The sequence below is a fragment of the Actinomadura monticuli genome (assembly GCF_041463655.1).
GTDB classification, from domain to species: domain Bacteria; phylum Actinomycetota; class Actinomycetes; order Streptosporangiales; family Streptosporangiaceae; genus Spirillospora; species Spirillospora monticuli.
This window is the reverse complement of sequence record NZ_JAXCEI010000003.1, coordinates 395,270-415,405: the sequence shown is the minus strand read 5'-3', so window position 1 is coordinate 415,405 and position 20,136 is coordinate 395,270. Positions and strand designations below refer to the sequence as shown.

Here is a 20,136-nt window from a genome sequence, read left to right as displayed (position 1 = left end):
GACGTCACAGGTCGATTCGATGGCGCGCCGAACGACATGCCCCGTCCCCGTCCACCGAGAGGTTCCTCCCGATGGGTTCCGACCTGGGTTATGCCGCCCTCGCCTTGATCGCGACCACCGTCTACTACATCGCGTTCCTGTTCTTCCGCGCGTCCGCCCGCCGGATGGAGCCGCTGCGTGGCAGCCGCCCGTTCCGGGTCGCCCGGCTGATGCTGACCAACCCCGTCTGGCTCGGCGGGGGGCTGCTGCTGTTCCTCGGCCTCGGCTACGAGGTCGTGGCGTTCACCGCCATGCCGCTCGCCGTCGCGCAGCCGATCTTCGCCGTGGCCCTGGTCATGCTCGTCGCCTACGCGGTGGTGTTCCTGGGCGAGCGGCTCAGCGTCCGCGAGTGGACGAGCGTCGCGCTGTTCGTCCTCGCCACCATGCTGATCGGCCTCTCCGCCACCGAGGAGGGCGAGCTGCACGCCGACGCCACGCTGATCGGCACGCTCACCGAGCCCTGGCTGATGATCGCCATCTGCGCCCCGGCCGTCGTCATCGCGGCGCTGGTGTGGCTCGTCGGAGACCGCCGGGCGAGCGGCCGGCACGCCCGCAAGCTCGCCGGGGTCGCCTACGGGATCGGCGCGGGCGCGTGCGCCGGGCTCGCCGAGGCCGGCATCCGCGGCATCTCGATCGTCTACCAGGAGACGGGCAGCGTCCAGGCGGTGATGCAGTCGGCCTACCCGTACCTGACGATCGGGCTCGCCGCGATCGCGCTCGGGCAGCTCCAGGTCGCGCTGCAGCGCTGCCGGATCGCGATCGTCGCGGTCGTCCTCACCGTCATCGGCCGGTCGTACCTGCTCCTCGCCAGCACCGTCATGTTCGGCGAGGACTGGCCGCGCGAGGCGGGCCCGTTCATGCTGCGGGCGGGCGGCTTCACCCTCGCCCTGCTCGCGCTCGTGCTGTTCCCCCGCTACGAGGAGCGGGCGCCGGAACCGGCCGTCCGGAACACCGTGCACCCCGCCCTTGATCCTCGTACATTGCCCAGATGGCCCTCCTCTCACGCCGGTCCGTTCTGACGGCGGCGCTCGGCGCCGCCCTCGCAGTCCCGCTGGCGTCCGCCCCGGCGTCCGCCGTCGTGGGCGGCGCCCCGGCGTCCACGACGGCGTACCCGTGGCTCGCGGCGGTCGGATCGCCGATCTTCTTCGTCCGGCCGTCCGGCCAGTTCTGCGGCGGCGCGCTGATCAAGCCGGACCGGGTCCTCACCGCGGGGCACTGCGTGTCGATGTTCCGCTCGGTGCCGGGCCTCCTCACGGCCACCTTCGGCCGGGACGAGCTGACCGGGAGCGGCGGCGAGACGGTCGCCGTGACGTCGGTGCGCGTCCACCCGCGGTACCGGGAGACGTCGTTCAGGGACGAGACCGTCGGCCACCACGACCTCGCCGTCCTCACGCTCGCGCGTCCGGTGCGGCGCCCCCTCGCCTCCCTCGGCTCGCCCGGCTCCGCCCGGACGGGACGGATCGCCGGCTGGGGCTTCACCTCCGAGAACGACCTGTTCAACACGCGCCTGCGGGCGGCCCGCGTGCCCCTGCCGGGCGACGCGGCGTGCGAGCGCGCGTACGGGGATTCGTTCGACCCGTCCGACATGGTGTGCGCCGGGTCGGCCGCGGCCGACTCCTGCCAGTTCGACAGCGGCGGGCCGCTGGTCGCCCGCGGCCGCGTCGTCGCCCTCGTGTCCTGGGGCTACGGCTGCGGCAAGCCCGGCTACCCCGGCGTCTACGCGAGGCTCGACTCCCTGCCCTGATTCGGCCCTGATTCGGCATTGCCGGGCCCGGGCCGCGGGCTGGATGCTGGCCCCATGCGGGTGCTGGTGACAGGGGCGGCGGGATACATCGGGTACGCGGTCGGGCGGCGGCTCGCCGCGGCCGGACACGAGGTCGACGGGCTGGTGCGGCGGGACGCCGATCCCATGCGGCGGGGCGCCGGGCTGCTGCCGGACGGGGTCCGTCCCGTCCGCGGCGACCTGCTCGTCCCGGACTTGCTGCCGCGCGGGCCCTACGACGGGGTGTGCCACCTCGCGGCGCTCACCCGCGTCCGCGAGTCGTTCGAGCAGCCGCTGCGGTACTTCGCGGCCAACGTCCAGGGCACCGTGAACCTGCTGGAGGCCGTCGGCACGGACCGCGTCGTGTTCGGGTCCACGGCGGCCGTGTACGGGACGCCGGAGCGGCAGCCGATCCCCGAGAGCGCGGGGACGGCGCCCACCAGCCCGTACGGGGCGTCGAAGCTGGCCGCCGAGGAGGCCGTCCGGTACCACGCGCGGACGGGCGCGATCGGCGCGGTCGTCCTGCGCACGTTCAACGTCGCCGGGTCGGTGGACGGCCGCGCCGACCCCGACGAGACGCGGCTGATCCCGAAGGCCCTGGCCGTGGCCGCCGGGCGCGCCCCGCACCTGGACGTCAACGGCGACGGGCTCGCCGTCCGCGAGTACCTGCACGTGGACGACCTCGCCGCCGCCTACGTCCGGGCGCTGGAGGCCGTCCGACCCGGCGAGGAGCGCGTCTACAACGTCGGCAGCGGTGCCGGAGCCGCGGTCCGCGAGGTCGTCGCGGCCGTCGAGGAGGCGACCGGCCGGCCGGTCGCGGTCCGCCGCGGTCCGGCCCGGCCGGAGGCCCCGGTGCTGCTGTGCGACGCCGCCGCGATCCGGGCCGAGCTCGGCTGGCGGCCCGAGCGCTCCGCCCTGCCGGAGATCATCGCCGGCTCGTGGGCGGCCCTGACCCGCGCGGGCGGATAAACTCGCCGGCGTGTCCGAGCCCAAGTTCGAAGTCCAGATGCTCCATGACCGCGTCATGATCAAGGTCGAGAAGGACAGCGGCGAGCGCCGCAGCACCGGCGGCATCGTCATACCCGCGACCGTGGAGGAGGCGAACCGCCTCGTGTGGGGCGAGGTCTGCGGGGTCGGCCACCACGTGCGGATCGTCAAGCCCGGCGACCGCGTGCTGTTCCACCCCGGCGACCAGTTCGAGGTCGAGATCCAGGGCGAGAACTACCTCGTCATGCGCGAGCGCGACCTGCACGCCATCGCCAGCGAGCGCCCCGAGCACGGGACCGGCCTCTACCTCTGACCCGCTACCTCTGACCCGCCGCGGGCCGAATGCCAACGGCGGTCGACGGTGCGCCCAAGGCACCGCCAAATAGGGGGCGGTCGGGGTTGCGACCAGGGCGAGAAAGGGGACTTTCCGGTCACCAGTCCGCGGTCGGCGACGTCCGGCCGCGGCTCCCGGGGAGGTCCCATGACGACCAAGACCACGCACGGCTCCGTACCGGCCACCGCCCGGCGGCCCTACCGCACGTCCGGCTGGCTCACCTTCGCCGGCACGCTCACTCTGGTGATCGGCGCCTTCAACATCATCGACGGCCTGGTCGCGCTGCTGCGCGACGACTACTTCCTCGTCGGCGAGAACAGGATCCTGGTGTTCGACTACACCGCCTGGGGATGGATCTGGCTCTTCCTCGGCATCGCGCAGGTCGCGGTCGGGGCCGGGATCGTCGCCGGGAAGATGTGGGCACGCGCCGTCGGCGTGTTCTTCGCCGTGGTCGCCGCCATCGGGCACCTGGCGTTCCTGCAGGCGTTCCCGATCTGGTCGGTGCTGACCATCGCCCTCTGCGTGCTGCTGATCTACGCGCTCACCGCCCCGCCGCGCGGCGCGACGGGCGGCTGACCTCCGCGCGCCCGCCGCGGGGCCGCGGCGGGCGCGGCGAGCGCGGCATGGACGGGCGGGGAAGCGGCCGTGCCGCGATGCGCACCGCCCAGGACGCCCTGCGCTCCCTCATCGCCCTACTTCTTCGAGGTCGTGCGGTGCATCGGCCCGTATGGATGCCCGCGACCGGCGAGTGATTTTCACTAGTCGATATGCATAAACTCGGGGCATGGACGACCGCGAGTGGGTGGACGCGGAGCCGGCGGCGGAGGCGGGGCTCGGCGGCAGCCGCGCGCGGGTCCTGCGGGTGATCCGCGAGGTGGACGGCACTCCGCTGGGCGTGCGCGAGATCGCGGAGCGGGCCGGGCTGCATCCCAACACGACCCGCTTCCATCTCGACGGGCTGGCCGAGGCCGGCCTGGTGGAGCGGGTCCCTGAGGACCGCGACCGGCCCGGCCGCCCGCGCATGATGTACCGGGCGGAGGCCGCGGACGGCAGGCACAGCTACCGGCTGCTCGCCGAGATGCTGGCGAGCCTGGTCTCCGGCCTGCTCCCCGACCCGGAGCGGGCCGCGCTCGAGGCGGGCCGCGCCTGGGGGCGCCATCTCGCCGACGCGCCGGCGCCGTTCCAGCGTCTCGACCCTGAGGAGGCCCTGAAACGCCTCAACCGGATGATGGCCGGCATCGGGTTCAGCCCGGAGTTCGAGCACGACACCGCCCATACGGATCCGGACGAGATCCGCATCCGGGTGCGCAACTGCCCCTTCGGCACGGTCGCCGAGCAGCACGCGGACGTGGTGTGCCGGCTGCATCTCGGTCTGATCCAGGGCGCGCTCACCGAGATGAACGTGCCGCTGGCGGCGGACCGGCTCGATCCGCTGGTGGAACCGCACCTCTGCCTGGCGTACCTGCGCCGCATCGCCGGAACGGACGCCCGAACGGACGCCGGGACCGGCTCGGCGGACGGCGGGGCGGATCCGGCGGACGGCCGGGCCGGGGGCTGACGGCCCGGACGCGCGGAAGGCCCGCGGGCCCCCTTCCGGGCGTCCGCGGGCCAACGGGCCTCACCGGGCGGCGTCAGCCACCGCTCCGGTCCGCCGATTCCTCCCCGGCGGCCCCGGACCGCTCCGCCCCTTCCTCCCCGGCTGCCTCGGACCGCTCCGCCTCGGACCGCTCCGCCTTGGGGCGCGGGCGGCGCAGGGCGAACAGGATCCCGCCGACCAGCGCGAGTTCGGCGACGCCGCTGAGCACGTCGAGGACGCCGACCGCCTCCGCCTCGCCCCGCTCCGGGCCGAAGGGCAGTCCGGCGGTGCGGCTGACGACCCACAGGGCGAGGACGCCGAGGTTGACGGCGAGCCCGGTCAGCAGCAGCGGCCGCTCGTTCCCGGTGTAGGCGAGCACGGCCCAGATGAGCTGGAACATGCCGATGGCGCTGAAGAAGACGCCGAACGCCCACCATTCGCTCAGGTGCTCCGGCACGACGGCGTAGTGGACGAACGCGGCGAGGACCGACCCGATCGCCGCGACGCGCCTGGCCGAGGGCACGGGCCGGGCCGCCGGGGCGGTCGTCGTGCCGCTGGTCTCGATGGTTGTCATGGTCACCTCCTGGAGTTGGGTCAGCCGACCTGGAAGACGCCGACGCCGCCGGCGGCCATGTTCTGCATCTTGTGGCCGAGGAACGCGTAGGTGCCGGCGTCGGGGAGGGTGAACTCGACGAAGCCGCCCTGGGTGGGCTGCAGGTCGAGCACCTGCGCGCCGCCCTTGTCGGCGTTGTCCTTGCGGACCCTGTAGGCGCCGTCCTTCCAGACCGTGTCGAAGATCGTCCCGACGACGTGGAAGGCGATGTTCTCGTTGGGGCCGCCGTCGTCCACCCACACGCGGACCCGGTCGCCGGGCTTCACCTTGATCGGGGCGTGGACGTACTGGTTGTGGTAGCCGTTGAAGACGACCGCGTCGTACTCGCCGGCCAGCATCTTGTTCATGTCGCCGGGCTTGCCCTGCGGCCCGAGGTAGAGCTCGGACTGCACGAGCACCAGCTCCTTGTCGACCTTGTCCAGCTTGGGCGGGTCGACGATCACGGCGCCGTGCATGCCGTTGCCCATGTGGTAGATCATCGGGTCGGAGCCGCAGTGGTAGGTGAAGATCCCCGCGAACTGCGCCTTGAACTCGTAGACGAGCGTCTCACCGGGCTTGATCGTCCTCATCTGGACGTTCGGCGCGACCTTCGAGGCGTGGAAGTCGATGGAGTGCCCCATCGAGCCCTTGTTGACGAGCTTGATCCGGAAGGTGTCGCCGACGCTGCCACGCAGTGTGGGGCCGGGCGCGGAGCCGTTGTAGGTCCACCGGGTCTGCTTCACCCCGGGGGCGACCTCGATCTCCTTCTCGGTGACGGTGAAGGTGGCCTCGTGGACGTCCTTGCCGTCGTTGGCGGGCGCCGTCGGGTCGTGCGGCTTCCATCCGGCGGCGGGCTTGGCGGCCGGGTCGATCTTGGCGTTGGCGGAGTCGCCGGCGGCGCCGGCCTTCGCCGCCGCCGCGCCGGTGCCGCCCGCCGCGGCCGTCGCGGCGCTCTCGCCGCCGGTCACGGTCACCTCGACGAGCATGCCGGCCTCCTTGTGGCCGGGGATGACGCACCACGCCTGGGTGGACTCGGTGAGCACGCCCCAGTGCTGCGTCTCGGACTTGCCGGGTTCGAGCTCCTTGCTCGTCTTGCCGAGCAGGCTGAAGGTGTGGTTCATGGCGCCCTTGTTGACGACGTTCACGGTGACGTCGGCGCCGGCCGGGACGGTGACCTTGTTCGGCTTGATGTACATGTCGCCCTCTTCGAAGTCGAGGGTGACCTTCTTGCCCTTCCCGGGAAGGGCGGCGCCTCCGCCCGCGGAGGCGGCCGGGGCCTCGCCGGCGGCCGACGCCAGCGTGCCGTGGCCGTGGCCGGGGGACGCGCTGACCATGAGCAGCCCGACGATCAGGCCGAGGGCGAGTGCCGCGCTGATGGCGGGCAGGAGCCCGTTCAGGGCCGCGGCCCAGCGGCGGCGCGCGGCGGGGGCGGACGGTCCGTCCGGTGCCGGATGGTCCGGCGCAGGGGTGATGGGCATTGACTCACTCCAGATGTGAGAAACGGGGGGATGGGCGGTCGTGCGGGCCGCGGACGGCGGCCGCGTCCGCCTCGGTCAGGTGATCTGCATCTCCATGACCAGGCCGAACATGCCTTGCGAGCCTTCGGCGTGGGGGAAGATGTGGCAGTGCCAGATCCACTTGCCCGGCTGGTCGGCGTGGATCAGGACGGTGTAGCGCTCGCCCGGCGCGACGTTGACCGTGTCGGCCTTGTAGGTCTGCTCCAGCGGGAACCCGTCCTTGGCGATGATCACCTGGTCCACGCCGTGCAGGTGCATCGGATGCGCCATCGTCCCGGCGTTCACGTAGGTGACCTGCACCCAGTCGCCCACCTTGGCCTTCAGCGGCTTGGTCGCGGGGAACGACTTGCCGTTGAGCGTCATCCCGATCACGCCGGCGTCCTGGATCTGGATGACCTGCTTCTGCGCCACCTTCTCCTTGTGGGGGGTGGGGATGTCACCGAACTGGATCGCGCCCCACAGCCCGCTGCTCACCTGCTTGGTGCCGTTGTAGTGGGAGTGGTACCAGGTGTCCGCGATCCGGGTCACCGGGAACTCGTAGGCGAACGACTTGCCCGGCTTGATCGAGTCCTGGGTGACGTTGGGGACGCCGTCCATCTTGTTGGGCAGCTGGATCCCGTGCCAGTGGACGCTGGTCGGCTCGGGCAGGTCGTTCTTCACCACGATGCGGACCTTGTCGCCGACGTCCGCGCGGATCGTCGGGCCGGGCACCATGCCGTTGAAGCCCCAGGCGTCCACGACCTTGCCCGGCTCCACCTCCCACTTCACGGGCGCGGCGGTCATGTGGAACTCCTTGGTGCCGTCCGCCAGCACCTTGGGGACGAGGTCCTGCCCGCCCTGGCCCTTGGTGGCCGCGGGGAAGCTCTTGTCCCGCTTCGCCATGGCCTCGTCCATGGCCTTCCAGCCGTCCGCGCCGCCGCCGGACGCGTCGGGCGAGGTTCCGTCGTGCTCCGCGGCAAGCGGCTCCGCGGACTCGGCCGCCTCCGCCGCGTGCGAGGACTCCGCCCCGTGCGACGCCTCGGCGGCGCCGCTGCCGCGCGGAATCGTCCACAGCGACACGGTCAGCGCGACCGCGAACGCGATCGCCGCGACCAGCACCCTCGATCTGGCTCCATCCATCCTGTCGACCCCTTCCGGGTCCTAATTTTTACGAGAACCTTAGGTTTAATTGCCGGACCCCGTCCAGGTCCATAGACGGGAGGTGTGAAGCACCGCACAGCATCAACTCGCAGCGCAAAAGTGCTGGTCAGAGAGTTGGAGGCGCGGAGGGTGGAGGGCGCGTGCCGGCATCGGGGACCCCGCCTGCGCCACGCTAATTTGACCAATTACACTAGTTTTTTCACCGGACGGCGGGATGCCCCCGCCGGCGTGGACCGCCGCGGCTCAGGAGCCGCGGACGGCGGCGGGTGAGGGAATCCCAGCGGCCCCGTCCCCACCGGGCGCGGCGGCTGAGACACTCCGTACGGAACGGGGCGGACCGCGCGTCCGTCGAACCGGCACACCGAGCACCGGAGGAACCGATGGGCGACGAGATCGAACACGACAGGTCCAGCCAGCTCAAGCAGATCGAGAGCGGGCTGATCCCCGGCGAGCAGATCATCGCCGTCTACGACGCGGTCGGCGCGGGCACCGGGTTCATCGGCCTCACCGACCGGCGCGTGATCATCCAGGACAAGAGCTTCGCCGGCAAGAAGTACGCCATCACCAGCGTGCCCTACTCCAAGATCACCTCGGTGAGCGTGGTCAGCAACAAGTCGTGGGCCGGGTCCTACTTCTCCACCGGGTCCATCGCGATCAACGTGGGCACGCACACCTACGAGGTCGAGTTCCGCGGCAGCGACAAGAGCCACCACGTCCACAACGTGATCCTTCAGTACATCTCGTGACGCCGCCACCGGCGCCCGCCCCGGTCAGACGACGACCTTCGCGGTGGAGCCGGTGCGGTCCTTGGTGACGCGGAGCTGGGCGGGGATGCGGGCGCGCAGCTCCGCGACGTGGCTGACGATGCCGACCGCCCGGCCGCCGTCGCGCAGGCCGTCGAGGACGTCCATGACCTCGTCGAGCGTCTCCTCGTCGAGGGTGCCGAAGCCCTCGTCGACGAACAGCGTGCCGATCTCGGTGCCGCCGGCCTCGGCGGTGACGACGTCGGCGAGGCCGAGCGCCAGGGCGAGCGAGGTGATGAACGACTCGCCGCCCGAGAGGGTGACCGGGTCGCGCTCCAGGCCCGTCCAGGCGTCGGCGACGCGGAGGCCGAGGCCGCCGGCGCCCTTCGTGCGGTCGCCCGCCGCCTTGCCGGTGGTGTGGACGAGGGCGTAGCGGTCGCCGGACATGCGGGAGAGGCGCTCGTTCGCGGCGGCGACGACCTGTTCGAGGCGCGCCGCCAGCACGTACGCCGACAGGGACATGGCGTGCCGGTTCGCGGTGTGCTTGCCCGAGGCCAGGCCCGCCATCCGCTCGGCCACCTCGTGCCGCTCGGCGGCGGGACGCCAGCCGGCGACGGCCGCGGCGAGCCGCTCGCGCAGCTCGGCGAGGCGGTCGCGGCGGTGCCGGGCGCGGTCGGCGGCGCTCGCCGCCTCGGTGTGCGCCGCCTCCGCCGCCCGCACCGCCGCTTCGAGTGCGGGCAGGCCGGGGGCCGGCGCGGCGGCGGCCGCGATCAGCTCCGGGTCCTTGAGCAGGGCGCGGACCTGGGCCTCCGCGTCGTCCAGCTGGCGGATCCGGTCGCGCAGGACGCCCTGGTCCTCGTCGGGCATGGCGGCCTCGTCGACCTCGTCGGGCGTCCGGAACCCCTGTTCCGCGGCCTCCTGCGCGGCCTTCGCGCGGGCGGCGGCCAGCTCCTCGTCGGCGCGGCCGGAGGCGCGCAGCGCCTCGGCGGCCTCGCCCAGCGCGGCGGCCTCGCGGGCGAGGCGGGCGATGCGCTCCTCCAGGGTCGCATCGCCGCCGCGCGCCCGGTCGAGGTCGGCGGCCAGCCGGGTCCGCTCGGCGGCCAGCTCCCCGTCCCGGGTGCGGATCTCGGTGAGCCGGCGCGACACCCGGTCACGGTCGTCCCGGGCCTGGTCGAGGTCGCCTTCGAGCCGGTGCACGGCGTTCTCCAGCAGGTCGGCCTCCGCCGCCCGGGCCGCGGCGGCCTCGAACGCCTCCTCGGCCTCGGCGAGTTCCGCGGCGAGGGCCTCGGCCGCCGCGTCGCCGGCCGCCTCCAGCAACTGGTCGCGCTCGGACCGCCGCGACTCCACCTCGCCGGTCTGCTTCTCGCGCCGCTCCTGCGCCCGCTCGTAGGCGGCCTGGGCGCGCTCGACCTCGTCCTCGGACGGGACGACCGCGAGCGAGGCGACCGGCGCGGGATGCTCGGTGGAACCGCAGACCCGGCAGGGCTCGCCGTCCGCCAGCTCCGCGGCGAGGACGGCGGCCATCCCGTCCAGGCGGGTCTGCCGGAGCTCCTGGGCGCGGTCACGGGCCTCCTGCGCGGCGTCGACCGCGGCGCGCTGCGCCTCCTCGGCCTCGGCGAGCAGGACCTCGACCCGGTCGCGGCGGTGCGCCGCGTCCAGCCTGCGCCGGGCGTCCCGGACGGCGGCCTCGGCGCCCGAACGCCCCGCGGCGGCGGCCCTGGCCTCGTCCAGCTCGGCCCGGCGGGCCTGCACCAGCCCGGGGAGCTCGTCCAGCGCGGCGGCGGTCCGGGCGTCGTCGGGCTCCAGGCGGCGCAGCTCGCCGGCCAGCTCCTCCCGCTGCCGCTCGACGTCGCGCAGCCTCGCGGCGGCGGCGCGCATGCCCTCCAGCGCGGCGGCCTCGTCGCGGCGGTCGCGTTCGGCCTTGGCGAGGACGTCCTCGGGCGCCTTGGGCGGCAGCAGCGCGGCGACCTTCGAGCGGGTCTCCTCGGCCCAGCGGCGCGCCTGCACCGCCCGGCCGTGCCGTTCCCGGACGTCCTTCACCAGCGGGACGACCCGGTCGGCGCGGGCCGCGGCGTCGAGCCGAGACGCCATCCGGGACTTCTCCTCCGCCCGCCCGGCCAGGGCGTCGCGCCGGGCGACGGCCTCGGCGTGGGTCCGCTGCCGCGCGGCGAGCGCCTTGGCGTCGTCGAGCGCCTCGCGGGCCGCCCGCAGCGTCTCGGTGACGCCCGCGCGCAGTTCCTCCATGGTCGCGCAGATGTCCTGGTGACCGCCCGCCAGCTCGGCCGCCCACGCGGGCAGCGCCTCGACCTCGGCGAACGGCTCCGCGGCCGGCTCCCCGCGGCGCGGCTGGGGGACGGCGGGGCGCTCCCCGCGCGGCGGCGCGGCGCCGGTCGTCTCGGCGATCCGGTCGGCGACCGAGGCCGCGGCGGCGCCCAGCTCGGCGGCCTCCCGCCCGGTCGCGGCGCGCCGGTCGGCCAGCCACTTCTCGACCTGCGTGAACACCTCGGCGGCGAACAGCCGCTCCAGCACCCTGCGGCGCTCGTCCGCCCCGGCGCGCAGGAACCCGGCGAACTCCCCCTGCGGCAGCATCGCCACCTGGCAGAACTGCACGGCGTTCATGCCGAGCAGCCGCGACACCAGGTCGCCCGCCTCGTCCAGCCGGGTGGTGAGGCCGGTCCACGCGCCGTGCTCGAACTCCTCCAGGACGACCTTGGCGTGCTCGGTCGTCGTCCCGGACCCGCGCAGCTTGGGCCGCTCCCACGCGGGCGACCGGGTGATCCGCAGGCGGCGGCCCCGGACCGTCGTCTCCAGCACCACGCGGGGCCCGGCGCCGGGCGGCGCGTGGTCGCTGCGCAGGCCCTTCACCGCGTTGCGAACGCCCGGCACCTGCCCGTAGAGGGCGAAGCAGACGGCGTCGAGGACGCTCGTCTTGCCCGCGCCCGTCCGGCCCTGGATGAGGAACAGCCCGGCGTCGGACAGGGCGTCGAAGTCGATGGCCTCCACCCCCGAGAACGGCCCGAAGGCCGCGACCTCCAGCCGGTGCAGCCTCAAGCGAGGGCCTCCTTCCGGCGGCAGGCCTCGAACGCGTCGTGGAGCAGGGCGCGCTCGGCGGCGGTGGCGGGGGCGTCGGTCACCTCGGCGACGAAGTCGGCCGCGATGTCGAGGTCCGAGCGCTCGCGGACGCGCTCGGACCAGGTGCGGGCGCCGTCCGCGTCACCGCCCTCGGGGTCGTAGCCGAGGACGAGGGTGTGCGGGAAGCGGCGGCGCAGCCGCTCCATCGCGGCGGACGGGCGGCGCGCGTCGGTCAGGGTGACCTGGAGCCAGCGGTCTTCGTACTCCTCGTTGGCGGGGTCGCCGAGCAGGTCGTCGATGCGGCCGCGGAGCCGCGCGAGGCGGCGCGGGACGGGCGCCTCGACGAACTCCGCCGCGATGCCGCCGGCGGTGAGGTCGATCAGCCACGAGCCCTTGACGTGCTTCTCCTCGGAGAAGGAGTAGGCGAGCGGCGAGCCCGAGTACCGGACGCGGTCGGTGATGCGCCAGGCGCCGTGCAGGTGCCCGAGCGCCGCGTAGTCGACGCCCTCGAACACCGACGCCGACACCTGCGACGACCCGCCGACGGAGATGTCGCGCTCGCTCTCGCTGGACTCGCCGCCGGTCACGAACGCGTGCGCCAGCACGACCGAGCGCTCCGGGCGCCGCGCCGCGTCGCCGCGCACGCGGCGCATGGCCTCGGCCAGGGCGGCGGCGTGGCTGCGCTCGTCCAGCTCCCAGGGGTGCCGGACGAGTTCGGGCTCCAGGTACGGGATGCCGTAGACGGCGGCGTCCCCGACGATGACGGGCTCCCCCACGGAGGCGAAGTCGGTGCGGACGTGCACGCCGGCCTTGTCCAGCAGCGCGGACCCGAACCCGAGCCTGCGCGCCGAGTCGTGGTTGCCGGCGATGAGCACCACCCGGGCGTGCCCGGCGAGCCGTTCGAGCGCCTCGTCGCACAGCTTCACGGCGTCGACGGCGGGCAGCGCGCGGTCGTAGACGTCGCCGGAGACCAGCACGCACTCGACCCGCTCCGCCGCGACGGTCTCGACCAGGTGGTCGACGAACGCCGCCTGCGCGGCCAGCAGGTCCTCGCGGTGGAACGATCTGCCGAGATGCCAGTCGGAGGTGTGCAGGATTCGCATGTCCCGGCAACCATAGGCACCCCCTCCGACACATCCGGCGCAGAAACGCCGAGCCGCCCCAAAGGATCTTCGAATACCGCATCGGCGCGGCTCCCGTAGGGTTGGTTCGTGAGCGAGCGTCCCGGTGAGCGGCCCTATGTACTGCTGAGTTGCGCGATGTCCGCCGACGGCTACATCGACGACGCGGGCCCGGAGCGGCTGCGGCTGTCCAGCCCGGCGGACTTCGACCGGGTCGACGCGGTGCGCGCCGGCTGCGACGCGATCCTCGTGGGCGCCGGCACCGTGCGGGCCGACGACCCGAAGCTGCTGATCCGCTCCGCCGCGCGCCGGGAGCGGCGCGTCGCGCGGGGGCTGCCCGCCGACCTGACCAAGGCGACGCTGACCTGGAGCGGCGACCTGGACCCCGGCGCCCGGTTCTTCACCACCGGCGAGGCGCCGAAGCTGGTGTACGCCCCGTCCGGCACGGCGGCCGAGCTGGCGCCGCGCCTGGACGGCCTGGCCGCCGTGGTCGACGCCGGCGACCCGCTCACGCTGCCGACCGTGCTGGGCGACCTCGCGGCGCGGGGCGTCCGGCGGCTGATGGTCGAGGGGGGCGGCGGCGTCCACACGCTGTTCCTGACGGCCGGCCTGGTGGATGAGCTGCAGCTCGTCGTCGCGCCGTTCTTCATCGGCGACCCGTCCGCGCCGCGCTTCGTCCAGTCGGGGGTGTTCCCGCAGAGCCCCGACCGTCCGATGCGCCTTGCGGAGGTCACCCGGATCGGCGACCTGGCCCTGCTGCGGTACGTGATCGGGGCGGCGCGTGGATGACCTCGGCTGGCTGGACCTGGCCTGCGACCTGGCGAAGCTGTGCCCGCCGTCCGGCACCGCCTTCTCCGTCGGCGCGGTCGTCGTCGGCCCGGACGGGCGGGAGGTCGCCCGCGGCTTCTCCCGGGAGCACGACCCGCACGACCACGCCGAGGAGGCCGCGCTGGCCAAGACCCGCGGCGGACTCGCCGGCGCGACCGTCTACAGCTCGCTGGAGCCGTGCGGGCACCGCGCGTCCCGCCCCCGCCCCTGCGCCGAGCTGATCATCGCCTCGGGCGCGCGCCGCGTCGTGTTCGCCTGGCGGGAGCCGCAGCTGTTCGCCGCCGGCACGGGCGCGGAGCTGCTGGAGGCCGCGGGCGTGGAGGTGGTGGAACTCCCCGGGCTGGCCGGGCGGGCGCGCGAGCCCAACGCCCACCTCCTCTCCTGAACGCGGGTGCCGGAAGGAAATGAGACGCGAGTCTCATTGCTCTTGCCAACGCCCCGGGACCTCATGCGATGCTGTGCCCAAGCAAGCATTCGGTTTTCCCGAACCGGCCCGTCGGGCAGGGAGGCACAGCAGTATGCGCGAGCACGATCGGCTGTTCATCGGCGGCGAGTGGGCCGCCCCGGCCGGCACCGGCACGATCGACGTCATCTCCCCGCACACCGAGGAGGTCATCGGGCGGGTGCCCGACGGCACCGAGGCCGACATCGACGCCGCGGTCGCGGCGGCGCGGCGCGCGTTCGACAAGGGCCCCTGGCCCCGGATGACGCCCGCCGAGCGGGCGGAGGTCGTCGGCCGCCTGTCCGCGATCTACGCCGAGCGGCAGCAGGAGATGGCCGACCTGTGCACCGCGCAGATGGGGTCGCCCATCATGTTCTCGGTGTTCGGGCAGGCCGCCATCCCGCAGATGGTCCTGCAGTACTACGTGGACCTCGCCGCCACCTACACGTGGGAGGAGGAGCGGCAGGGCATGCTGGGGCCGGTCACGGTCACCCAGGAGCCGGTCGGCGTCGTCGCGGCGATCGTCCCGTGGAACGTCCCGCAGTTCACGCTGATGCTCAAGCTCGCGCCCGCGCTCATCGCCGGCTGCACGGTGGTGGCCAAGCCCTCCCCCGAGACGCCGCTCGACTCCTACCTGCTGGCCGAGTGGGCCCGCGAGGCCGGCCTCCCGGAGGGCGTCTTCAACGTCGTCCCGGCCGGCCGCGAGGTCGGCGCCCACCTGGTCGCGCACCCCGGCGTCGACAAGGTCTCGTTCACCGGCTCCACCGCCGCCGGGCGCAAGATCGGCGCGGTCTGCGGGGAGCAGCTCAAGCGCGTCACCCTGGAGCTCGGCGGCAAGTCCGCCGCGATCATCCTGGACGACGCCGACCTGCCGTCCACCATCGAGGGCTTCAAGCTGGCCTCGCTGATGAACAACGGCGAGGCGTGCGCCGCGCAGACCCGCATCCTCGCGTCCCGCCGCCGCTACGACGAGGTCGCCGACGCCCTCGCCGCGATGGTCGGCGGGCTCACCGTCGGCGACCCCGCCGACTACGGCACCGAGATCGGCCCGCTCGTCGCCCAGCGGCAGCAGGAGCGGGTGGAGAACTACATCCGGATCGGGCAGGACGAGGGCGCCAAGCTGATCACCGGCGGGCTGAACCGGCCGCACGACCGCGGCTGGTACGTCGCCCCGACCGTCTTCGGCGACGTCGGCAACGACATGCGCATCGCCCGCGAGGAGATCTTCGGCCCGGTCCTCGTCCTCATCCCCTACGAGGACGAGGAGGACGCCGTCAAGATCGCCAACGACAGCGACTACGGCCTCGGCGGCTCGGTCTGGACGTCCGACGTCGACCACGGCGTGGACGTCGCCCGCCGCATCCGGACCGGCAGCTGCGGCGTCAACATGTACACCCTCGACCCGAACACGCCGTTCGGCGGCTTCAAGAACAGCGGAATGGGCCGCGAGCTGGGGCCCGAGGGCCTGCGCGCCTACCTGGAGCACAAGTCCATCCCGCACCCCGCCCCGCCGGCCTGACCTCGGGCCGCCCGCGAGAGGTCCCGGCCCGGCGATCCCCGGATCACCGGGCCGGGTGCCCGGAGTGACCGCGCGTCGCGTCCCCAAGTACCGCCGGGCGGCTTCCGGCGCAGCTCGCGCGGGAACTGGCGGCCGCGACGCCGCGCTGGGAGGGCACGGCCGCGGACGCGCTCGCCGACGCCTGCGCGGACGTCCCCGCCCTGGCGCTCCAGCGGGTCGCCACGGCCCTCGCGGACGGGCCGCACCGCGCGAGCCCGTACGGCGCGAGCCCGTACGGCGGGACGGTCCAGTACGGCCTCCCCGATCCCGCCGAGGTGCTCCCGCACGCGGAGCGCCTCGCGGGGCGCGGCGACCCGGCCGGCGGCCTGTTCGCCTGCGCGCTCGCCGGGCGGCACGGCCCGCGCGCCGGGTGGCCCGCCTCGTGGCGCGCGGACGGCCTCAGCAAGCTCATCGACTTCGGCATCGCCGTGTGGACGGGCGAGGGCGACCGGTCGGGCACCCCCGTCTACATGGCGCCCGAGCAGTGGCGCGGCGAGCCCGCCACCCCGGCCACCGCGGTATCGGCGTCGAGGGCGACCGGGACAGGCCCGCCCGCGCCGGGACCGCCGCCGTCGGGACGCGGCAGGCCCAGTACCGCGAATGGCGCCTCAGGTGCTCGTTCTGGACGGGCCCCAAGCAGTTCCAGCCCGCCGGGCCGTCCTACGTCCAGCGGTACTGGTACCTGACCGAGCCCAGGCTCCTCATCCTGGACGAGTGGGACACCCCCGGCCTCGACCAGATCCTCGCGAAGGCGGCCTGGGCCTAGGGGCGCGCGGCCGGCGGCCGGGCGCCGTCCAGGGAGAACCGGGTCTGGAACGCCACGGCGACCGCCATCAGCGCGGCGGGCACGACGGTGACGCCGATCAGCAGCGCCAGCAGCGCCGAGTCCGACTGGGCGACGGCGTGCCCGTCGGTCGTCGACACGAATCCGCCGAGGGCGAGGGCTGCGGAGTACACGTACGGGCCGATGGCGGTGCCGGTCGCGTCCGTCGCCGTCCACACGCCCGTGTAGGCGCCGGCGCGGGCCGTCCCGCGCGCCTCGGCGGCGTCCACCACGTCCGGGACGAGGGAGAACGCGAACAGCTGGAGCCCGGCGAACGCGGTGCCCAGCACGGCGATCACCGCGGCCGTCGCGGGCAGGCCCAGCGCGTCGCCGGGCCACAGGGCGAGCGGGCCGGCGACGAACGCGGCCTGGCACGCCAGCAGCGCGCGCTGCTTGCCGGTCCGCCGCGACACCTTCTTCCACACGGGCCCGGCGATCGCCGCCGGCACGAGGAAGGCGCCCATGAGCACCGCGGTCAGGCCCTCGTCGTCCAGCATGTACTCGGTGTAGAAGGGCACGGCGGCGAGGAACAGGTGCGTCGTGACGCTCGTGAACAGGTAGGACAGCGCCAGCGTCCGGAAGTCGCGGTCCCGCCACGCGATCCGCACGTCCGCGAGGGCGGACCGGCCGAGCACGGCGTCCCCGTGCTCGGCCGGGACCCGGAAACCGCAGCGCTCGGTGAGCCGCCGGACGAAGACGACCGCGACCACGCCGGTGACTACGAGGACGCCGGCGAGCAGGACCGCCATCCGCGCGTAGTCGGCGCGCTCCCCCGACGCCACCAGCGCCGGGGCCGCCACCCCGGCGCCGAGCAGGCCCACGGTCAGCAGCAGCATGCGGTACATGAACACGCGGGTGCGCTCGTGGTAGCCGATCCGCAGGTCGGACGGCGTCGTCAGGTACGGCACCTGGAAGCACGCGTACAGGACGTTCCCGGCGATGTAGAAGCCGCCGACCCACAGCGCCGCCGCCCACCCGGAGACGCCCGCCGGCACGGAGAACAGTCCGATCCAGGCGACCGCCAGCAGCAGCCCCCAGCGCAGCATCCCGCGCCGGTGCCCGGCGCGGCGCGCCTGCCGGTCCGACAGCGTCCCGAACAGCGGATGCGCGACCGCGTCGATGATCTTCGGGAGCAGCAGCGTGAGCCCGGCGAGCAACGGGGAGACGCCGAGCGTGTGCGTCATGAAGTACAGGAGCAGGAGGCCCGGGACGGTGACCCACACGCCCATCCCGAGCGAGCCGGCCGCGTAGCCGGTGAGGTCGAGGGCGCGGGGCGGGGCCGCGGTGCCGGGCCGCGTCGACTCGGCGGTGCTCACGGGCGGCCCGCGTGGCGGCGCACGGCGCCGGCGGCCAGCTCGGCGCCCGCGAACGCGCCCGCGCGGACGCGCGCGCCGAACGAGCGGGCGACGATCCGGTCGGTCAGCGCGGGCAGGTGCCGGGCAAGGAAGAACTCGACGGCGCCGCGCCGGGTCGTGGTCACGTCCCGGCGGGGGCGGCGGGACTGGGCGGCGCGCAGCACCGCGTCCACCACGCCGTCGAGCGGCTCGTACTGGCTCACGCCCTCCAGCGAGAGCCCCGCGGCGGCGGTCGAGTCGTGGATCGGGCTGCGCACCGCCGACGGGTAGACGCACGTCACGCCGACGTGGGTGCCGATCTCCAGGCGGAGCGCGTCCGCGTACGCGACGAGCGCCCGCTTGGACGCCCCGTAGGCGGCCGCGAGCGGGAGCTGCATGACGGCCATGCGGGACGACAGCATGACGACCCGTCCGCGCGACTCGACCAGGGCGTCCACGCACGCCGACGTCACCCGCCAGGCGCCGAGCAGGTTGACGTCGAGCTGGCGGCGCACCTCCTCGCCGGGCGGCAGCTCGGCCGGGGCGGGGCCGCCGATCCCGGCGTTGTTGATCAGCAGGTCGAGGCCGCCCAGCCGCTCGACCGCCGCGGCGACGGCGGCGGGGACGGCGTCGTCGTCGGTGAGGTCGCAGGCGATGACGTCGATCGGGTCGTCCGGCCGGGGGGCCGCGTCGAGGCCGACGACGCGGGCGCCGAGGCCGGTCAGCCGGGCGCCGATCGCGCGGCCGAACGTCCCGGACGCGCCGGTGACGAGGACCCGCAGGCCGCGCGGGTCGCGCCGGCCGGCCGGTCGGGGTGTGCTCATGCGGGGGTCTCCTCGCGGTGCGTCGGGGTGAACGGCCGGGCGGCGCCCCGGGCGAGCCGGGCCCGGCCCGCCTTCGCCTCGCGGGGCAGGTCCGCCACGTACTGGTCGAAATCGACGCGCATCATGGGGCGCCGGTCGCCCCACCGCGCGGTCGCGGCGCGCAGCGCGCGGGCGACGGCCCGCCGCCGCTCCGCCGGGGGCGGCAGGGCGTAGCCGCCGGAGAAGTACGCCGCCGCCAGCTTCGCCTGGGCCTCCACGATCGGCAGCGCCGCTCCCGTGGACTGCATCAGCCCGACGAAGGCCAGGCTCGGGTCGTCCAGGTGAAAGACGCGCTTGTACAGCGGGAGCCGCTCCGGGTCGCCGCCCGTCAGCTCGCGGGACAGGAACGGAATGCTCACCCGGTAGCCGGTCGCCCAGACGATCACGTCGACCGGGTCGGCGGTGCCGTCGGTGAAGACGACCCGGTCCCCGTCGAGGCGGTCGACGCCGGGCCGCGCCTCGACCTCGCCGTGGGTCAGGCGGTGCAGGATCGTGTCGCTGATCGTGGGGTGGTTCTGGAACAGGCCGCCCGCCGGCGCGGGGAGGCCGTAGTCCTGCGGGCGGCCGACGGCGAGCCGCAGCATCGTCTCGGCGACGCGCTGCCTGGCCCGCCACGGCAGCACGGCGAGCGCCCCGCCGGTCGCGTCGGACGGCCGTCCGAACAGGTACTTCGGGACGATGTGGACGCCGCGCCGGGCCGACAGCAGCACCGGGCCGCGCGCGACGTGCGAGGCGTCCACGGCGATGTCCATGGCCGAGTTCCCCATGCCGACGACGAGGACCCGCCTGCCCCGGAACGCCTCGGCGTCGCGGTAGCCGTGGGCGTGCGTCTGGACGCCGGCGAAGTCGCCGGGCGGCGCGGGGTCGGGCCACCGGGGGTCCCAGTTGTGGCCGTTGGCGACCACGACGGCGTCGTAGCGCGCGGCGTCGCCGGACTCGGTCGTCACCGTCCACGGACCGTCCGCCCCGTCCCGCGCCACCGACGCGACCGTGCTCCGGAAGCGGATGTGCGGGACGACGCCGAACCGCTCCGCGTAGTCGGCCAGGTATCCGGCGACCATGTCGGCGGACGGGTAGTCGGGCCAGTGCCGGGGCATCGGGAAGTCGGCGAACTCGGTGCGCCCCTTGCTGGTGTTGAGGTGCAGGGACGTGTAGGCGGGCGAGAGGCCGGCGCCGCGCACCCACAGCCCTCCGGGGCGGTCGCCCCGCTCGTACAGCACGACCTCCACGCCCGCGTCGCGCAGGGCCTTGCCGGCGGCGAGGCCGGCCGGCCCGGCGCCGATCACGGCGACACGGCGGTCAGCGATCATGAGGGTGCTCCCGGGAACGACGGCTCCTTGTGGTGGCCTCCAACACTAGGCAGCGCCTTCCCCGCGCGAACATGGAGGGGAGCACGCGTTTGGCA

At 74.4% G+C, this 20,136-nt stretch carries 20 protein-coding genes; 11 read left to right on the top strand and 9 right to left on the bottom strand.

The features are described 5' to 3' along the window. Nucleotides 1–71: 71 nt before the first annotated feature. The 6 genes from SM611_RS08505 to SM611_RS08480 all read left to right on the top strand — a co-directional run bounded on the left by SM611_RS08505 (nucleotide 72) and on the right by SM611_RS08480 (nucleotide 4,680). Nucleotides 72–1,058, top strand: coding sequence for a DMT family transporter (locus tag SM611_RS08505; protein ID WP_371948557.1), 987 nt, complete (start codon nucleotides 72–74; stop codon nucleotides 1,056–1,058). Then, nucleotides 1,028–1,783, top strand: a complete 756-nt coding sequence (locus SM611_RS08500; RefSeq protein ID WP_371948556.1) for a serine protease — start codon at nucleotides 1,028–1,030, stop codon at nucleotides 1,781–1,783. The genes SM611_RS08505 and SM611_RS08500 overlap by 31 nt, the downstream gene beginning before the upstream one ends. Before the next feature lie 54 nt (nucleotides 1,784–1,837). Continuing rightward, nucleotides 1,838–2,770, top strand: a complete 933-nt coding sequence (locus tag SM611_RS08495) for an NAD-dependent epimerase/dehydratase family protein (protein ID WP_371948554.1) — start codon at nucleotides 1,838–1,840, stop codon at nucleotides 2,768–2,770. 10 nt (nucleotides 2,771–2,780) lie between these two features. Then, nucleotides 2,781–3,101 (top strand): GroES family chaperonin, encoded by a 321-nt coding sequence (locus tag SM611_RS08490; protein ID WP_371948552.1) that lies wholly within the window; start codon nucleotides 2,781–2,783, stop codon nucleotides 3,099–3,101. Nucleotides 3,102–3,269: 168 nt separating this feature from the next. Beyond that, complete coding sequence (locus SM611_RS08485) at nucleotides 3,270–3,698, top strand: DUF7144 family membrane protein (RefSeq protein ID WP_371948551.1); 429 nt, start codon at nucleotides 3,270–3,272, stop codon at nucleotides 3,696–3,698. Between the two features lie 208 nt (nucleotides 3,699–3,906). Next, a complete protein-coding gene (locus SM611_RS08480) occupies nucleotides 3,907–4,680 on the top strand; it encodes a helix-turn-helix transcriptional regulator (RefSeq protein ID WP_371948549.1) in 774 nt (257 codons plus the stop codon). A gap of 73 nt (nucleotides 4,681–4,753) precedes the next feature. On the opposite strand, the gene SM611_RS08475 is transcribed toward SM611_RS08480, so the two are convergent. The 3 genes from SM611_RS08475 to SM611_RS08465 all read right to left on the bottom strand — a co-directional run bounded on the left by SM611_RS08475 (nucleotide 4,754) and on the right by SM611_RS08465 (nucleotide 7,926). Continuing rightward, the gene (locus SM611_RS08475) at nucleotides 4,754–5,272 is read right to left on the bottom strand and encodes a hypothetical protein (RefSeq protein ID WP_371948547.1); all 519 of its coding nucleotides are present in this window, start codon (nucleotides 5,270–5,272) and stop codon (nucleotides 4,754–4,756) included. Between the two features lie 20 nt (nucleotides 5,273–5,292). Then, nucleotides 5,293–6,768 (bottom strand): multicopper oxidase domain-containing protein, encoded by a 1,476-nt coding sequence (locus SM611_RS08470; RefSeq protein ID WP_371948545.1) that lies wholly within the window; start codon nucleotides 6,766–6,768, stop codon nucleotides 5,293–5,295. 75 nt (nucleotides 6,769–6,843) lie between these two features. Beyond that, nucleotides 6,844–7,926, bottom strand: coding sequence for a multicopper oxidase family protein (locus SM611_RS08465; protein WP_371948544.1), 1,083 nt, complete (start codon nucleotides 7,924–7,926; stop codon nucleotides 6,844–6,846). Between the two features lie 401 nt (nucleotides 7,927–8,327). Between SM611_RS08465 and SM611_RS08460 the strand changes: the two genes are divergently transcribed. After that, nucleotides 8,328–8,693: a PH domain-containing protein gene (locus tag SM611_RS08460; protein WP_371948543.1), complete on the top strand. Its 366-nt coding sequence runs from the start codon at nucleotides 8,328–8,330 to the stop codon at nucleotides 8,691–8,693. A gap of 24 nt (nucleotides 8,694–8,717) precedes the next feature. Here SM611_RS08460 and SM611_RS08455 read toward each other — a convergent pair whose 3' ends face one another. Continuing rightward, nucleotides 8,718–11,741: an AAA family ATPase gene (locus tag SM611_RS08455; RefSeq protein WP_371948542.1), complete on the bottom strand. Its 3,024-nt coding sequence runs from the start codon at nucleotides 11,739–11,741 to the stop codon at nucleotides 8,718–8,720. Then, a complete protein-coding gene (locus SM611_RS08450) occupies nucleotides 11,738–12,865 on the bottom strand; it encodes an exonuclease SbcCD subunit D (RefSeq protein ID WP_371948541.1) in 1,128 nt (375 codons plus the stop codon). The genes SM611_RS08455 and SM611_RS08450 overlap by 4 nt, the downstream gene beginning before the upstream one ends. Nucleotides 12,866–13,021: 156 nt before the next feature. On the opposite strand from SM611_RS08450, the gene SM611_RS08445 reads away from it, so the two are divergent. The 3 genes from SM611_RS08445 to SM611_RS08435 all read left to right on the top strand — a co-directional run bounded on the left by SM611_RS08445 (nucleotide 13,022) and on the right by SM611_RS08435 (nucleotide 15,672). Continuing rightward, nucleotides 13,022–13,672 carry a RibD family protein gene (locus tag SM611_RS08445; protein ID WP_371948737.1) on the top strand — a complete coding sequence of 217 codons (651 nt, stop codon included), beginning with the start codon at nucleotides 13,022–13,024 and terminating at the stop codon, nucleotides 13,670–13,672. Further along, nucleotides 13,665–14,096 carry a cytidine/deoxycytidylate deaminase family protein gene (locus tag SM611_RS08440; protein WP_371948539.1) on the top strand — a complete coding sequence of 144 codons (432 nt, stop codon included), beginning with the start codon at nucleotides 13,665–13,667 and terminating at the stop codon, nucleotides 14,094–14,096. Before SM611_RS08445 ends, SM611_RS08440 begins: the two co-directional genes overlap by 8 nt. A 133-nt stretch (nucleotides 14,097–14,229) precedes the next feature. Next, a complete protein-coding gene (locus SM611_RS08435) occupies nucleotides 14,230–15,672 on the top strand; it encodes an aldehyde dehydrogenase (RefSeq protein ID WP_371948537.1) in 1,443 nt (480 codons plus the stop codon). A 43-nt stretch (nucleotides 15,673–15,715) separates the two neighbouring features. On the opposite strand, the gene SM611_RS08430 is transcribed toward SM611_RS08435, so the two are convergent. Further along, the gene (locus SM611_RS08430) at nucleotides 15,716–16,123 is read right to left on the bottom strand and encodes a hypothetical protein (RefSeq protein ID WP_371948536.1); all 408 of its coding nucleotides are present in this window, start codon (nucleotides 16,121–16,123) and stop codon (nucleotides 15,716–15,718) included. Nucleotides 16,124–16,195: 72 nt separating this feature from the next. Between SM611_RS08430 and SM611_RS08425 the strand changes: the two genes are divergently transcribed. Then, a complete protein-coding gene (locus SM611_RS08425) occupies nucleotides 16,196–16,477 on the top strand; it encodes a hypothetical protein (protein ID WP_371948534.1) in 282 nt (93 codons plus the stop codon). Here the strand turns inward: SM611_RS08425 and SM611_RS08420 are convergent. The 3 genes from SM611_RS08420 to SM611_RS08410 are packed head-to-tail and all read right to left on the bottom strand — an operon-like array spanning nucleotide 16,474 to nucleotide 20,041. Then, a complete protein-coding gene (locus tag SM611_RS08420) occupies nucleotides 16,474–17,850 on the bottom strand; it encodes an MFS transporter (RefSeq protein WP_371948533.1) in 1,377 nt (458 codons plus the stop codon). The two genes, SM611_RS08425 and SM611_RS08420, sit on opposite strands and share 4 nt — an antisense overlap. Continuing rightward, a complete protein-coding gene (locus SM611_RS08415; RefSeq protein WP_371948531.1) occupies nucleotides 17,847–18,692 on the bottom strand; it encodes an SDR family NAD(P)-dependent oxidoreductase in 846 nt (281 codons plus the stop codon). The genes SM611_RS08420 and SM611_RS08415 overlap by 4 nt, the downstream gene beginning before the upstream one ends. Continuing rightward, nucleotides 18,689–20,041 (bottom strand): flavin-containing monooxygenase, encoded by a 1,353-nt coding sequence (locus SM611_RS08410; protein WP_371948529.1) that lies wholly within the window; start codon nucleotides 20,039–20,041, stop codon nucleotides 18,689–18,691. Before SM611_RS08410 ends, SM611_RS08415 begins: the two co-directional genes overlap by 4 nt. Between the last annotated feature and the right edge of the window lie 95 nt (nucleotides 20,042–20,136).